Here is a 13,899-nt window from a genome sequence, read left to right as displayed (position 1 = left end):
CTGTTACTGGTAGTCGATCTCGCCTTCGCCCTCACCGATCCACGCACCACGGTCGGGTTCGCGGGACTCGAGCGGGTCGATGTCCTTGTACCACGGAACGCTCTTCAGCTGTTCCTTGTTGTACACGAGTTCGTCCTTCGTGTCGCCCGTGAACTCGAAGTTCTGCGTGAGCAGGATCGCGTCCACCGGACACACCTCCTCGCACAGTCGACAGTAGATGCACTGCCCTATGTGGAGGTTGTACTCTTCGCCCTGGCGCTGGTCGTCGGTGACGATGTGGATGGTGTCGTTCGGGCAGACGTTCTCGCACTGCCGGCACCAAATGCATCGCTCCTGACTGAACTTGTGTACCCCACGGAATCGCGCGGAGACCTCCGGCGTCTCCTCGGGGTATTGCACGGTGAACTTCTCGCCGTCCAGCGCGTGCTTCATCGTCGTCGCCATACCTTTCAGAATACCAATCATACTATCACCCCGACGAGCACTGCCGTCAGGATCAGGTTCACGAAGGACAGCTCGAGCATGCCCTTCCAGCCGATGTTGATGAGCTGGTCGATGCGGACGCGCGGCACCGCGGAGCGAGCCCACTGCGTGAACAGGAACACCGCCCAGATCTTGATCGTGAACCACACGAACCCGGGGAGGACCGGACCGGCGGGACCGCCGAGGAAGACGGTCGCGGCGATGGCGCCCCCGAGGAAGATGTGGAGGAACTCACCGAGGTACATGAGGACGAAGTACACCGACGAGTACTCCGTCTGGTACCCGGCGACGATCTCGGTCGGTGCCTCCGGGATGTCGAAGGGATTCCGACCGACTTCCGCGAGGTTCGCGATCATGAACAGCACGAACGCGAACGGGTTCACGAACGCGAACCACGGCGGGATCTCGAGCCCGCCGATCGCGAACAGCGGCTCGGTGCCGCCACCGATCGTCTGCGCGGCGACGATCTCGCTCGTCTGGAGCGACCCCGCGAAGATGACGACCGACGCGGCGGTCAGCACGAGCGGGATCTCGTACGCGATGTTCTGCGCGATCGCACGCAGCATCCCCATGAACGAGTACTTGTTCGAGCTCGCGTACCCCGCCATCGCCAATCCGAGCGTCGCGATCGACGCGATCGCGAACACCCACGCCAGTCCCGCCTCGGGGTCCGCGAGCTGCATGTTGACCCCGAAGATCGATCCCATCGGGATGAACGCGAACCCGAGCATCGCACTCCCGGCGAGCACGATCGGCGCCAGGTCGAACGCGGGCCGGTCGACCTCTTCGGGAATGATGAGTTCCTTCGAGAGCAGCCGCACGGCGTCCGCGACGATGATGAGCAACCCGAACGGACCGATGCGGTTCACGGCGTACCGGTCGGTGAACGCGGCCGTGATCTTCCGCTTCGCCCACGGCCCTGCCACGCCCGTGTACGCGAGCAAGATGTTCCCGACGAGGAACGCACCGAGGAACGCCGCGAGGAACTCGCCGGCGACACCGAACTCGCCGAGACCGGTGACGTCGGCGATGAACTCCGGCAGGGTCTGTTCGGCCATCAGCGATCCACCTCCCCGAGCACGATGTCGAGGCTGCCGAGGCTCGCGATGAGGTCAGGGACGTACTCGCCCTGGGCCATCTCCGGGAGCGTCTGCAGGTTCGAGAAGCACGGGCTCCGGATCTTGAAGCGCGCGGGCTTGTCCGTCCCATCGGCCCGCATGTAGATCCCGAGTTCGCCCTTCGCGGCTTCGACCGCACGGTACGTCTCCGTGTCGTTCTCCGGCTTCAACGTCCGGGGAACGTTCGACTGGATGGTGCGCTCGTCCTCGGGCCACTCCTCGAGGAGGTCCACGCACTGCTGGATGATCTTCGCGGACTCCTCGACCTCCTGAAGCCGCGTGAGGACGCGCGCGTAGTTGTCCTTCCCGTCCTCCGTGATGACGTCCCAGTCGAGTTCGTCGTAGTAGCCGTAGGGGTCGTCCCGCCGGAGGTCGTAGTCGACGCCCGACGCTCGCGCCACGGGCCCGGTCGCGCCGTAGGACTTCGCGACCTCCGGCTCGAGGATGCCCGTGTCGACGCACCGCAGCTGGAAGATCTCGTTGCCCGTGATGAGGTCGTGGTACTCCTCGAGCTTCCCCGGGAGTTCGTCGAGGAAGTCCCGCGTCTTCTCGAAGAACTCGTCGCGGGGCTCGGGCAGGTCCCACGCGACGCCACCGAGCCGGAAGTAGTTGAACATCAACCGCTGGCCGGTGAGGTCCTCGAGGATGTTCTGCACGACTTCGCGGTCGCGGAACGCGTACTGGAAGATGGCGGTGAAGTCGCCGTACACGTCCAGTGCGAACGTCCCGACCGCGAGCATGTGCGCGGCGATCCGGCAGAGTTCCGCGCCCATCGTCCGGATGACTTGCGCGTACTCGGGGACCTCGATGTCCGCGAGGTCCTCGGCGGCGCGAGCGTACGCGTACTCGTTGAGCAGGCCCGCGGAGACGTAGTCCCAGCGGTCCGGGTACGGCATGATCTGGTGCCGGTACGTCCCGGACTGAGCCATCTGTTCCTCGCACCGGTGCAGGTACCCGATGTCGGACTCGACGTCCGCGACCGTCTCCCCGTCGAGGACGGTCTTCACGTGGAGGACGCCGTGCGTCGCCGGGTGGTGCGGGCCGATGTTGAGGAACATCGTGTCGCTGTTCTCGTCCCGGTGGTCGTCCTTCAGCGGGTTGTCGTGCTCGCCGAGCGTGACGACCTGCGGGCGATCCTGGTCGTAGTCCATCGACAGCGGGTGGCCCTGCCAGTTCTCCGGCATCAGGATGCGCTTGAGGTCCGGGTGGTTCTCGTACTCGATCCCCACCAGGTCGTACGCTTCGCGCTCGTGCCAGTCGCAGGTCCGGTACGCGGCGTTCCCGGACTCGCTGACGGGGTCGTCCTTCGTCGCTGGCACGACGACGCTGACCTCGTTCGTCGGGTCGTCGTACTGCTTGAGGTGGTAGATGGACTCGTAGCGGTCCTCGTACTCCTGGGCGGTGACGAGCGAACAGTGGTCGAACCCGGCTTCGTCGCGGAGCGCGAGCAGCGTCTCCTCGACGGCGTCCGGTCGGACGACGACCGCGACGGCAGCGTTGAGGTGCTCCTCGGTGTCGAGGACGCGATCCCCGAGCAGGTCGAGGATCGCCTGCTCGTCGACGTCGCCCGCCGCGTCGAGTGCGGTGTCGCGCGGTTTCTCGAGACTCATGGCGAATCAGCCCAGTTGTACCGCATCGCGAGCGTGTCTTCGTCGATCTGGTCGGCGAGTTCGTCGATGACCTCGTCGTCGTCCATGTCCCCGAACTGCTCGAGTTCGTAGGGCTTGACGGTGACGGGCGTGGACTCGCCGTTCGCGACGCGCTCCTGGAGTTTCGCGACGCCGTAGATGAGCGCTTCCGGCCGCGGCGGACACCCGGGGACGTGGATGTCCACGGGAATGACCTCCTCGGCGCCCTTCACGACGTTGTAGCCCTCCTGGAACGGGCCGCCGGAGATCGTACACGACCCCATGCCGACGACGAACTTCGGTTCCGGCATCTGGTCGTACACGCGCTTCATCCGCGGCGCGAACTTCGACACGATCGTTCCCGGCACGATGATGACGTCGGCCTGTCGCGGGCTCGCACGCGGGATGCCCGCGCCGAACCGGTCGAGGTCGTGCTTGATCGCGTACGTGTGAATCATCTCGATGCTGCAGCACGCGATACCGAACTGCAGCATGAACATCGAGGACCCCCGGACCCAGTTCATGAACTTGTCGAACTTGGTGAGGATGAACGGGGATGCGCCGAACGCTTCCCGTAGCTTCGAGTTGAAGCGGTCGTCGAGTCCCTCGCCCATCCGCGCTTCGCGGGTCTTCGTCAGTGCGTCTGTACTGCCGCCGTCCGTGGTGTTGTCGGAACTCATTGTTTGACGGGGTTACTGTGTCTCGCTCGCTTGCGGGCCGCGTGCCCACTGGACGACGCCTTCCTTCCACGCCCAGGCGAGCGGTACCACGAGGATGCCGATGAACAGGAGCATCGGCGCCAGCACGGCCACGATCCCCTCGCCGCCTTCGAGAGCAGATCTGTAGATGACCGTCCAAGGGAAGATGAGGACGGTCTCGATGTCGAAGACGACGAACAGGAGCGCGACCATGTAGTACTGGATGTTGAAGCGGATTCGAGTCCCGCCGGTGGGGACCTCGCCGCTCTCGTACGTGGTGCGTTTACTGTCTTCTGGAACGCTCGGGCGCAGCAGCCACGATACCAGCATCATCCCGACTGGTATCAGTACCGCCACGGTCGCGAGCGCCCCGACTGCTATCCATGGATTCATACCGTATACTCCGTATCATCTGCGGGTTTGAAGCGCACCCATATAAGGGTTGATTCTTGGGGTTTTCGGCGGCTGGGAGGGGTTTCGGACGGGAAGAAGCGAGAATCCCCGTACCGTCCTTCGATGCGTGGGGTTTGTTTCATTCGGGTGCTCGTGCGCACGCGGGGGAGACCGGAGTTACCACGTCGGTGGTCGATCGGGAGGCTGGCCGGCGGGGAGGCTGCCAGGGAGGTAGCATAGCAGACGGGGAGGCTGGTAGGCGGGTATGGTGGCACCGGTGGACGCTGACGCCGGCTCAGGGGGTGAGGACCGCGCGGAAACGGACGTCGCCGTCGGTCATGCGGCGGTAGGCGGTGGGGGCGTCCTCGAGGTCGTACGTCTCGACGCGCGGACGGACGGCGCGCCGCTCGCTGAACGCGAGCGTCTCCTCGGCGTCGATGGGTGTCCCGGAGGCCCAGCCGGAGACGCTCGCGCGGGCGTCGACGAGGCGGCCGACGTCGACGGGGACGGGGTCGTCGGGGACGCCGACGTTGCAGAGGTCGCCGCCGGCGGCGAGGCCGTCGACGACGGGGGCGACGGCGTCGGCGACTGGGGCGGTCGAGAGGACGAGGTCGGCGCCGCCGAGCGCCTGGAGTTCCTCGCCGGGGTCGGTCGCGTGGGCGTCGACGTAGTGGTCGGCGCCGAGGTCGCGCGCGGCGGCGTGCTTGGCGTCGCCGCGCGAGACCGCGACGGTCCGGAACCCGGCTTCGTGCGCGTACTGGACGGCGAGGTGGCCGAGCCCGCCGACGCCGAGGACGGCGACGAGGTCACCGGCGCCGACGTCGGCGTGGCGGAGGGCGTTGAACGTCGTGAGGCCCGCACAGAGGAGGGGTGCTGCGTCGACGGCCTCGAGGGCGTCGGGGACGGCGGCGAGGGCTTCCGTTCGAGCGAGTGCGTACTCGGCGTACCCGCCGTCGCGGTGGACGCCCGTGATCGGTTTCTCATCGCAGTGCAGGAACTCGCCGTGCCGGCACGCCTCGCACGCGAAGCAGTGGCCGCCGTGCCAGCCGACGCCGACGCGGTCGTCGACGCGCCAGTCCGTGACGTCGCGCCCGACGGCGTCGACGACGCCGACGAGTTCGTGACCGGGGACGCGCGGGTAGTCGACGCCGGGGGTTCCGTCGACGACGACGTCGTCGCCGCCGCAGACGCCACAGGCCTCGACGCGAACCCGCACTTCCCCGGGCCCGGGGTCCGGTACGGGGCGCTCTCTGATCTCGAGTCCACCGTCGGAGTCGGGAACCACGGCCGCCCGCATGGTGTCTGTCGACATGGACGGCGCTGCTCGGCGCAGTCACTTGATGGTTCGCTGAAAGACCGTTTTGTTCGACGGACGAGACGTTCCCGGGCGAGCGTCCCCGCGACGGGGTCAGTCGTGGCGGTCGCGGAATCCGGGCGTGCCGAGCGTGTGGAGGTCGTGGGAGACGTCGGCGACGTCGCCCTTGAGGCCCTCGTGGTAGTCGACGAGTCGGTCGCGGAGGTCGTCGTCGTCGCGGGCGAGGATCATCGCGGCCGAGAGCGCGGCGTTGAACGACTTCCCGGCGTCGACGGCGGTGAGCGGGGCGCCGGTGGGCATACCGATGACGGAGTCGACTGACTTTTCCTGGACGGGGACGCCGATCACGGGGAGCGGGTACGCGATGCTCGCGGTCATGTTCGGGAGGTCCGCGGACTTCCCGCCCGCGCCGGCGATGACGACGTCGACCCCGCGGGCCTCGGCCGTCTCGGCGTACGCGTACATGAGTTCGGGCGTGCGATGCGCGGAGACGACGAACGTCTCGAACGTGAACCGCGCTTCTGGCGGGTCGTGGTAGTTGGTCTGCTCGGCGAACCCGAGTTCGTCGACGAGCGCGTCGTACGCGCCGGCGTCGTCGTCGGTGCCCATCATCACGTCTAGGTCGGAGTTCGACCCCATGACGATGCCGACGTCCGGCGTGTCCTGTGGGTCGGTGTCTGCGTCGGCCTGTGCGTGGAGGTCGTCGATGAGGTCCTGGAGTCGGTCTGTCATGGCGTAGTGGTGTCGCGTGCGCGGTCGGTCGCGTCTGTTCGAGTTGTCGGTTGCGTCTGTTCGAGTTGTCGGGCGAAGTCGGCGAGTGGTCAGGCGAAGTCGACGCCGTCGCGGAGTGCGCGCGCCGTCGAGAGGAGGTCCTCGCCGCTCTCGTCGTCGGTCTGGACGCACGTGACGTGGCCCATCTTCCGGAGCGGGCGAGTCTCGCGCTTGCCGTACCAGTGGAGGTGCGCGCCCGGCGCGGCGAGGACGTCGTCGACGTTCTCGATGGACGCGTCCCGCGAGCGCTCGCCGTCTCCGAGGAGGTTCGCCATCGCGGTCGGACATCGCAGGTCCGTTGCGGCGAGCGGCCAGCCGAGGACGGCGCGGGCGTGCTGGGCGAACTGACTGCTGTGTGCGCCCTCGATCGTCCAGTGCCCTGAGTTGTGCGGGCGGGGCGCGATCTCGTTCACGGAGATGGAGCCGTCCGCGTGCTCGAACAGCTCGATGCCGTAGACGCCGCGGCCGTCCATCACGTCGAGGACGTCCTCGGCGACGTCGCGAGCGCGCTCGCGGACGGCGTCCGTGGTTCGCGCCGGCACGACGGTCTCGCGGAGGATCTGCTCGCGGTGGACGTTCTCGCCGACGGGGAACGCCGCCGTCTCGCCGTCGCCCTTGACGGCGATGACGGAGAGTTCGCGCTCGTACTCGACCAACGACTCGACCATCGCGTTCCCCTCGCCGCCGACCTCGGCGAGCGCGGCGGCGTGGTCGGTGTCGCGGTCGACGGGGACGTTCCCGCGGCCGTCGTAGCCGCCGGTACGGGCCTTCAGCATCGCGGGCGATCCGAGGTCGTCGAGCGCGTCCGCGACCTCGTCCGGGCTCTCCACTTCGCGGAACGCCGGCACGGGGATGCCGGCGTCGTCGAGCGCGCGCTTCTGGACGAGCTTGTCGTGGATCAGGTCGAGCGTCGACGGCTTCGGGTGGCACGGGACGCCGGTGTCGCGCTCGATGCGCTCCAGGGCCGCCTGGTCGGCGAGCTCGATCTCGAACGTCAGGACGTCCGCGCGCTCGGCGAGCTCGCGGATCGCGTCGACGTCGTCGAACTCCGCGACGATCTGGTCGCCCGCCGGCGGCGCCGCTGGACAGTCCGGTGTCGGGTCGAGCACGATCACGTCGACGCCGAGGGGCGCGGCGGCCTCGGCGAGCATCCGCCCGAGCTGGCCGCCACCGACGACCCCGAGCGTCGGGCCGGGAGTCGAGAGCGTCGTCATCACGCGAGGGGTTCTTCCGGTCCCCGCTTAACGCTTCCTTCTCGAGTTCCGCGCGACGGTCGACGCTGGCTCGCCTTCGACGTGCGTGGTCGGGGAGCGCGAGATCTTCGAGTCGAACGGGACGATCGATCCTGTCGCGGCTGGTGAGCCGGCGAGGCTGGCTCGTGGCGGGGTCGCGGTGTCGTCGAGGAAGACGGTGACGGTGACGTTGTGCTGGGTGAGGTTGAACGTCGTCCGCCGGTAGCCGCCGCCGAGGACGGTCGAGACGTTCTCGGCGAGCTGCGAGCGGACGACGACCACGGGCGGGTCGGTCGCGGCGAGGTCGTCCAGTCCGGCCCGGGTGTCCGCGCTCGCGGTGGTCGCACCGAAGGACTCGGTGTACCACGGGAGCGGGAGTCGGTTGTACCAGCCCTCGTTCTCCTCGACGATCTCGTACTCGCCGCCGTCGTTCTGCACGTAGACGTCGCCGACGGGGAGGCGGTCCGCGCGCTCGGGGTTCTCGACGTGGAAGTATTCGCCGTAGTAGACGACGTCGGGGCCGTCGTCGTTCGCCGCGGCGCCGGCGTCGATGGCGGCGAGCGTCTCGCGGAAGTCGTCGCTGGGCTGGCCGTACTGGACGAGCGGGTTGTCCTGGCTCTGCGGGTGGAGGTACGACGTGCCGGCGGCGGCCGCGAGCGGAGCGCCGAACGCGACGCAGAGGACGAGGACGGCGACGCCCGCGACCGCCGGGTCGGCGTCGCGGACGCCAGCGAAGAGGCGGCGGGCGACGGCGGCGACGGCGACGGCCGCGGGGACGGCGAGCGGGACGACGACGTGGACGGCGTGCCAGGGCGCGTTCACGAGCGCGGCGATGGGGTAGACGAGCACCGACAGGCCGGCCCAGACGAGCGCGAACTCGACGACCTCGTCCCGGTCCCCGTAGCGGTTCGCGAGGAACCCGATCGTGCCCGCGACGGTCACCGTTACCGCGGCGAACGCGAGCGTCAGCAGGAGCGGGACGGCGAACGAGAGCGCGTCGTTGCCGTTGCTCGACAGCCAGACGCGACCGTACTCCGACAGCGGCGTGATCAGCCCGGCCTCGACGAGCGCGGGGAGCGTGCTCGGGGCGGTGAGCGAACTCCAGAGGCCGAGGCCGTCGGGGTTCCGGGGGGCGAACAGGACGAGCGTCAGGACGAGGAACCACGCGACAGCGAGCGTCGCCGGCCCCCGCCAGCGACGGATCCGCGCGCCGGTCGGCGTGCCGCTCGCGAGGACGCCGACGATGCCGGCGGCGGCCGCGAGCCACGTGAGCGCGAACGCGACCTGCCGGCCGCCGCTCGCGAGCGGGTCGCCGAGGAATCCCGACGCGGCGACGTACGCAGCGACGACGCCGCCGATCAGCCAGACCGCGTTCCGGTCGACGATGCGGCCGTGGTCCTGGAGGACGAGCCCGGCGAGCAGGGCGACGACGGCAACGAGGATGGCGACGACGACAGTCGAGAACGGCCCGAACGCGAGCACGAAGACGGGATTGAACAGCGCGACGACGGCCATCTCGGGCGTCCCGGATGCGCGAGCCTTCGCGACGAGCGCGGCGCCGCGCTCGTGGTCGAAGATCGGGCGACCTGCGACCGCCCGGACGAACGCGCGCTGGTCGAGGACGACGAGTCCAGCCGCGATCCAGAGGAGGGCGTAGAGGAGGGCGTTGGCCTTCGACGCGAACGCGAGCGCGCCGACGGTGCTGGCGGCGTAGAGGTACCGGGCGTCGCCGGTCGTTCGCGTCCGCAGCAAGAACCCGAGCGCGGTGAACGCGAACGCGGCGACGAGGACGTCGTTCCCGAGGAATCGCGAGTAGTAGACGAGCACGGGACTCGCGGAGAGCAGCGCGCCGAGCGCGACGAGTTCCAGGTCCCGGAGGTGGTCGCGGTAGAGCCAGGCGGCCAGCGGGAGCAGGCCGCCGACGACCGCGACCGGGAGGCGCGCGGCGAAGTCCGACGCGCCCACGAACTCGAAGAGGACGCGGTCGACGTGGTAGAGGAGCGGGCCGTGCGTGACGGGCCGGTACTCGTAGACGCCGGTCGCGGCGTACCGGAGGACGTCGTACCCGAGTCGCGCCTCACCCCAGTGCGCGATGCGGGCGTCGAGCGCGAGCAAGCGAGCGAGCGTGCCGCCGACGGCGATGGCGAGGAGAGCGGCGAGCGGGCCGCGTCGGTCGGTCCGACGAGTGATCATCGTTCCCCCACTCTCCCCCGGCCGGTAAGGGCTTTGTCAATCTCCCGCGTCGCCGTCCCCGGTCGACCTCGGCGGTACAGGTCCCGTCGCCGGCAACGCTTGCACCGTCGCGTGGTCCCGGTAGGTTCTTGTGGCGTCTCGGCCACCGGTCGTGTATGGTACGGCTCGGACTGGTGGTCGCCGAATTCAATCGGTCGGTCACGGAGGAGATGGAGACCGCGGCGCTGTCGGCGGCGGAGGCGCGCGACGCCGAGGTCGTCGACGTCGCGTCGGTGCCGGGCGCGTACGACTCGCCGCTCGCGGCCGACCGGCTGGCGCGCCGGGACGACGTGGACGCGGTCGCCGTCGTCGGCGCCATCGTCACCGGCGACACGAACCACGACGAGGTCATCGGGCACGCGATCGCCCAGAAGCTCACTGACGTGAGCCTGGAGCGGGACACGCCCGTCACCCTCGGCGTCACCGGCCCGGGCATGAGCGGTGCGGAAGCCAGGGAGCGCGTGGAGAACGCCGCGACGGCGGTCGACAGCGCGCTCGACCTGGTCGCAGCACTGGAGGACTCATCATAATGGACTTCGCATCTCGCGTGGAACGCGTGGAACCATCCGCGACGCTCGCCATCTCGAACGCCGCCTCCGAACTCGAAGCGGAGGGGCACGACGTGGTGGACCTGAGCGTCGGCGAACCAGACTTCCCGACCCCGGAGAACGTCGTCGAGGCGGGGAAGGCCGCGATGGACGCCGGCCACACGGGCTACACGTCCAGTAACGGCATCCCCGAACTGAAGGACGCGATCGTCGACAAGCTCGCAGCGGACGGTCTCGATCACTCGACCGACGAGCTGGTGGTGACGCCGGGCGCGAAGCAGGCGCTCTACGAGATCGTGCAGACGCTGATCGACGACGGCGACGAGGTCGTCCTCCTCGACCCAGCGTGGGTGTCCTACGAGGCGATGGTGAAGATGGCTGGCGGGAGCCTCTCTCGCGTCGACACGTCGCCGTACGACTTCCAGCTCGAGCCCGCGCTCGAGGACCTCGCCGCGGCCGTGAGCGACGACACCGAACTCCTGGTCGTGAACTCGCCGAGCAACCCGACGGGCGCGGTGTACTCGGACGCCGCCCTGGAGGGCGTGCGCGACCTCGCGGTCGAGCACGACGTCACCGTCATCAGCGACGAGATCTACAAGGAGATCACGTACGGCGTCGAGCCGACGAGCCTCGGGACGTTCGACGGGATGGCCGACCGCACGATCACCGTGAACGGGTTCTCGAAGGCGTACTCGATGACTGGGTGGCGCCTGGGGTACTACGCCGCGCCGCAGGCGCTCGTCGACCAGTCGAGCAAGCTCCACAGTCACTCGGTGTCGTGTGCGACGAACTTCGTCCAGCACGCGGGCGTGGAAGCGCTCCGGAACACGACCGACGCGGTCGAGGAGATGGTCGCGGCGTTCCAGTCCCGTCGCGATCTCCTCGTCGACCTGTTCGACGACCACGGCGTGCACGCGGCCACCCCCGACGGCGCGTTCTACCTGATGCCCGAGGTCGGTGGAGACGATCAGGCGTGGTGCGAGGCCGCCATCGAGGACGCGCACGTCGCGACTGTTCCCGGGAGCGCGTTCGGGACGCCCGGCTACGCGCGACTCTCCTACGCCGCGAGCGAGGAGCGCCTCCGCGAGGGCGTCGAGCGACTCGCCGACGAAGGCCTCCTGTAGTCCGTCCGCTAAGCGCCGTTTTTCGTGAACGTGAGGCAGTACGAGTGGTCGTAGCCGTAGCCGAAGCGGCCGTCGCCGTGGTCTCGGTCCTCGCCGCCCGTCCACGTGACGACGACTTCTCCGTCGAAGTGGAGGACGTTCGAGACGCGGTCGGCGACGTCCCACGCCAGCGGCGTAACGCGCCCCTCGTGCTTCATGTTCGAGACGTCGACGACGACCCGTGCGCCGGGTGCGAGCACCGACTGGACCCGCGAGAACGCGGTCTCGACGTCGTCGAGGTAGTCCGCGTACGTGCTCTCGCCCGCGTAGTTCTCGAAGGGGTTCCGGTCGTCCTCGCGTTCCATGAACGGCGGGGACGTGAAGCAGCAGTCGCACGCGGGGACCCACGACGGGTCGAGGTCGAGCACGCTCCCGTGACGAACGCGGTCGTCGTCCTCGTCGGGGATGTGCCGTCGCGCGTACGTGACCATCTCGTCGTCGTACTCGACGCCGTAGGCCGTCCGACCGAGGCGCTCGGCGACGGCGAGCGTCGTCCCGAACCCCGCGAACGGGTCGAAGACGCGGTCGCCGGGGTCGGTGTACTCGTCGAGGAATCGCTCGACGAGCGCGTGGGGCGTCCGGAACTCGTCGTCGAATCCCTCCGGGAGCGGCGTGTCGTGCTCGTACTCGAGCGCGAGGTACGTGTCCATGTATCGGCGGTCCACGACGGCCCGAATCAGTCTTGGGGCGGTGCCCGGCGTGGTACGAACTGTCGGACTCCTCGCCGACCCTCGGCGTCGCGCGACACACCGCTCCGTCCGAGGGCAAACCCCTTCACGTCGGGCGTCGTGAGTTTGCTTATGAGTTCTAGCGACAGAGTCACCGTCGCGGACGTGATGTCCTCGCCCCTGGAGACCATCTCGAAGGACGCGACCGTCGAGGAAGCGGCCGAGCGGATGCGCGAACTGGACATCAACGCGCTCGTGGTGCCGACGAACCCGCGCGCGATCGTGAGCAGCACGGACGTCCTGGACGCCGTCGCCGAGGGCCGGAACGTCGCTGATCTCACGGTGTCGGACGTGATGACGGAGGACGTGGAGACCGTGAGTCCGGACCTCTACATGGAGGAGGTCGCGGCGATGATGGAGACGTACGGCATCAAGCACCTCCCGGTCGTCGACGACGACTACGTCGGGATGATCTCGTCGACGGACGTCACCGCGACGCTCTCCTGACGGCCGGATCGAACGAATCAGTCGCTGCGCTCTTCGAGGATACGGTCGACGATGCGGCCCGTCGAGAGGAGTTCGTCGTCGTAGCGCTTCTCGCGAGCGCTCGCGCGCCGCACTTCGCAGTCGATGCCGCGGTCGTCGAGCGCGCGCTGGATGGCGTCGTCGTCGTGGTGCTGGTCGTGCCCGAGCACGACGTAGTCCGGGTCGATGCGCTCGATCGGGACGAAGATGTCCTCGCGGTCCCCGAGGTGGGCTTCGTCGACGACGTCGAGCGCGGCGACCATGTCGCGGCGCTGGCGGTCGGCGAGGATCGGTTTCTCCTTGTGCGTGACGTTCCCGCGGCGGGCGATGATGACGTGGAGTTCGTCGCCGAGCGCCGCCGCCTCCTCGAGGTAGTGGACGTGCCCGGGGTGGAGGATGTCGAACGTGCCTTGCGCGATCGCGCGCGTCATCGGTACCCGCCCTCCGACCGGATCTCTTCGTCGATGTCGAACTGGTCGAAGTCGAAGAACGACTCCGGGTCGTCGAGCGCGACGTCGAGCACCGGGAGTTCGGTGACGTCGCCGCTCTCGTCGAACGCCTCCCAGTCGTTCGACCGGTAGGGCGCCCCCATGATGACGTGCACGCTCCCCGACGTGAACGTCGCGAGGTCCTCGTCGCTCGGCCGGAGGACGCCGTTCGGATGCGAGTGGATCGACCCGACCGTCCGCATGTCGTTCGGTATCATGTTCGAGTCGACGGTCGCACTTACTTCGTTCGAGGACGTGCCAGGGATGACGAGCACGTCCGTGACGACGTAGTCGTCGGGATGCACCGCTTCGCCGAGGTCGAACTCGCCCGCTGGCGTCCCCCGCATGAATCCCATGTACTCGTTCGGGTGCGTGTCCTCCGCCGAGGAGAGCGCGAACTCCAGCGTGTCCCTGGCGATGCCGGCGACGTCCCGCGACCGGAAGAACCGGTCGAACAACCCCATGCCGTCCACTCGTTGGCTTGGATACCTGAACGTTGCGGATGCGGCCGCACCAGCATACGGCGACCTCCAGGTCGCCGTTTCCCGCGGGGCTGCTTGCGGTCGGCGATCGTCTGCGGTCGGATGCGGCCGCACCAGCATACGGCGACCTCCAGGTCGCCGTTTCCTGCGGAGCT

At 68.6% G+C, this 13,899-nt stretch carries 15 protein-coding genes; 3 read left to right on the top strand and 12 right to left on the bottom strand.

The window, feature by feature from the left end; translation table 11 throughout:
- Window positions 1-3: 3 nt before the first annotated feature.
- From G9C85_RS00570 to G9C85_RS18545, 9 genes are all read right to left on the bottom strand, one after another.
- Window positions 4-465, bottom strand: a complete 462-nt coding sequence (locus G9C85_RS00570) for an NADH-quinone oxidoreductase subunit I (protein ID WP_166036227.1) — start codon at window positions 463-465, stop codon at window positions 4-6.
- Window positions 462-1,541: a complex I subunit 1 family protein gene (locus tag G9C85_RS00565; protein WP_166036226.1), complete on the bottom strand. Its 1,080-nt coding sequence runs from the start codon at window positions 1,539-1,541 to the stop codon at window positions 462-464. Before G9C85_RS00565 ends, G9C85_RS00570 begins: the two co-directional genes overlap by 4 nt.
- Window positions 1,541-3,211: an NADH-quinone oxidoreductase subunit D gene (locus tag G9C85_RS00560; RefSeq protein WP_166036225.1), complete on the bottom strand. Its 1,671-nt coding sequence runs from the start codon at window positions 3,209-3,211 to the stop codon at window positions 1,541-1,543. The genes G9C85_RS00565 and G9C85_RS00560 overlap by 1 nt, the downstream gene beginning before the upstream one ends.
- Window positions 3,208-3,909 carry an NADH-quinone oxidoreductase subunit B gene (locus tag G9C85_RS00555; RefSeq protein ID WP_166036224.1) on the bottom strand — a complete coding sequence of 234 codons (702 nt, stop codon included), beginning with the start codon at window positions 3,907-3,909 and terminating at the stop codon, window positions 3,208-3,210. Before G9C85_RS00555 ends, G9C85_RS00560 begins: the two co-directional genes overlap by 4 nt.
- Before the next feature lie 12 nt (window positions 3,910-3,921).
- Entirely contained in the window at window positions 3,922-4,320 is a 399-nt protein-coding gene (locus G9C85_RS00550) for an NADH-quinone oxidoreductase subunit A (RefSeq protein ID WP_166036223.1), read from the bottom strand.
- Window positions 4,321-4,615: 295 nt separating this feature from the next.
- Complete coding sequence (locus G9C85_RS00545; protein ID WP_166038887.1) at window positions 4,616-5,617, bottom strand: alcohol dehydrogenase catalytic domain-containing protein; 1,002 nt, start codon at window positions 5,615-5,617, stop codon at window positions 4,616-4,618.
- A 111-nt stretch (window positions 5,618-5,728) separates the two neighbouring features.
- The gene (locus G9C85_RS00540) at window positions 5,729-6,367 is read right to left on the bottom strand and encodes an AIR carboxylase family protein (protein WP_166036222.1); all 639 of its coding nucleotides are present in this window, start codon (window positions 6,365-6,367) and stop codon (window positions 5,729-5,731) included.
- 89 nt (window positions 6,368-6,456) lie between these two features.
- On the bottom strand, window positions 6,457-7,620 hold the full coding sequence (locus G9C85_RS00535) for a 5-(carboxyamino)imidazole ribonucleotide synthase (protein WP_166036221.1): 1,164 nt from the start codon (window positions 7,618-7,620) through the stop codon (window positions 6,457-6,459).
- A gap of 27 nt (window positions 7,621-7,647) precedes the next feature.
- Window positions 7,648-9,831 carry a flippase activity-associated protein Agl23 gene (locus G9C85_RS18545; protein ID WP_193570576.1) on the bottom strand — a complete coding sequence of 728 codons (2,184 nt, stop codon included), beginning with the start codon at window positions 9,829-9,831 and terminating at the stop codon, window positions 7,648-7,650.
- Window positions 9,832-9,986: 155 nt separating this feature from the next.
- On the opposite strand from G9C85_RS18545, the gene ribH reads away from it, so the two are divergent.
- Both ribH and G9C85_RS00520 read left to right on the top strand, forming a co-directional pair.
- A complete protein-coding gene (ribH, locus tag G9C85_RS00525) occupies window positions 9,987-10,400 on the top strand; it encodes a 6,7-dimethyl-8-ribityllumazine synthase (RefSeq protein ID WP_166036220.1) in 414 nt (137 codons plus the stop codon).
- Entirely contained in the window at window positions 10,400-11,542 is a 1,143-nt protein-coding gene (locus G9C85_RS00520) for a pyridoxal phosphate-dependent aminotransferase (RefSeq protein WP_193570575.1), read from the top strand. Before ribH ends, G9C85_RS00520 begins: the two co-directional genes overlap by 1 nt.
- Window positions 11,543-11,550: 8 nt before the next feature.
- Here G9C85_RS00520 and G9C85_RS00515 read toward each other — a convergent pair whose 3' ends face one another.
- On the bottom strand, window positions 11,551-12,231 hold the full coding sequence (locus G9C85_RS00515; protein WP_166036219.1) for a DNA methyltransferase: 681 nt from the start codon (window positions 12,229-12,231) through the stop codon (window positions 11,551-11,553).
- Between the two features lie 150 nt (window positions 12,232-12,381).
- Here G9C85_RS00515 and G9C85_RS00510 point away from each other — a divergent pair, with 150 nt between their 5' ends.
- The gene (locus G9C85_RS00510; protein ID WP_193570574.1) at window positions 12,382-12,756 is read left to right on the top strand and encodes a cyclic nucleotide-binding/CBS domain-containing protein; all 375 of its coding nucleotides are present in this window, start codon (window positions 12,382-12,384) and stop codon (window positions 12,754-12,756) included.
- Window positions 12,757-12,773: 17 nt separating this feature from the next.
- Here the strand turns inward: G9C85_RS00510 and G9C85_RS00505 are convergent, their stop codons facing one another.
- Complete coding sequence (locus G9C85_RS00505; protein WP_166036218.1) at window positions 12,774-13,205, bottom strand: adenylyltransferase/cytidyltransferase family protein; 432 nt, start codon at window positions 13,203-13,205, stop codon at window positions 12,774-12,776.
- Window positions 13,202-13,726, bottom strand: a complete 525-nt coding sequence (locus G9C85_RS00500; protein ID WP_166036217.1) for a Mov34/MPN/PAD-1 family protein — start codon at window positions 13,724-13,726, stop codon at window positions 13,202-13,204. Before G9C85_RS00500 ends, G9C85_RS00505 begins: the two co-directional genes overlap by 4 nt.
- Window positions 13,727-13,899: the final 173 nt, after the last annotated feature.

Origin of the sequence: Halorubellus sp. JP-L1, assembly GCF_011440375.1 — an archaeon.
In the GTDB taxonomy this organism is placed as follows: Archaea; Halobacteriota; Halobacteria; order Halobacteriales; family Natrialbaceae; genus Halorubellus.
Note: the sequence above shows the minus strand (reverse complement) of the source record. Positions and strands in the feature narration are given on the sequence as shown.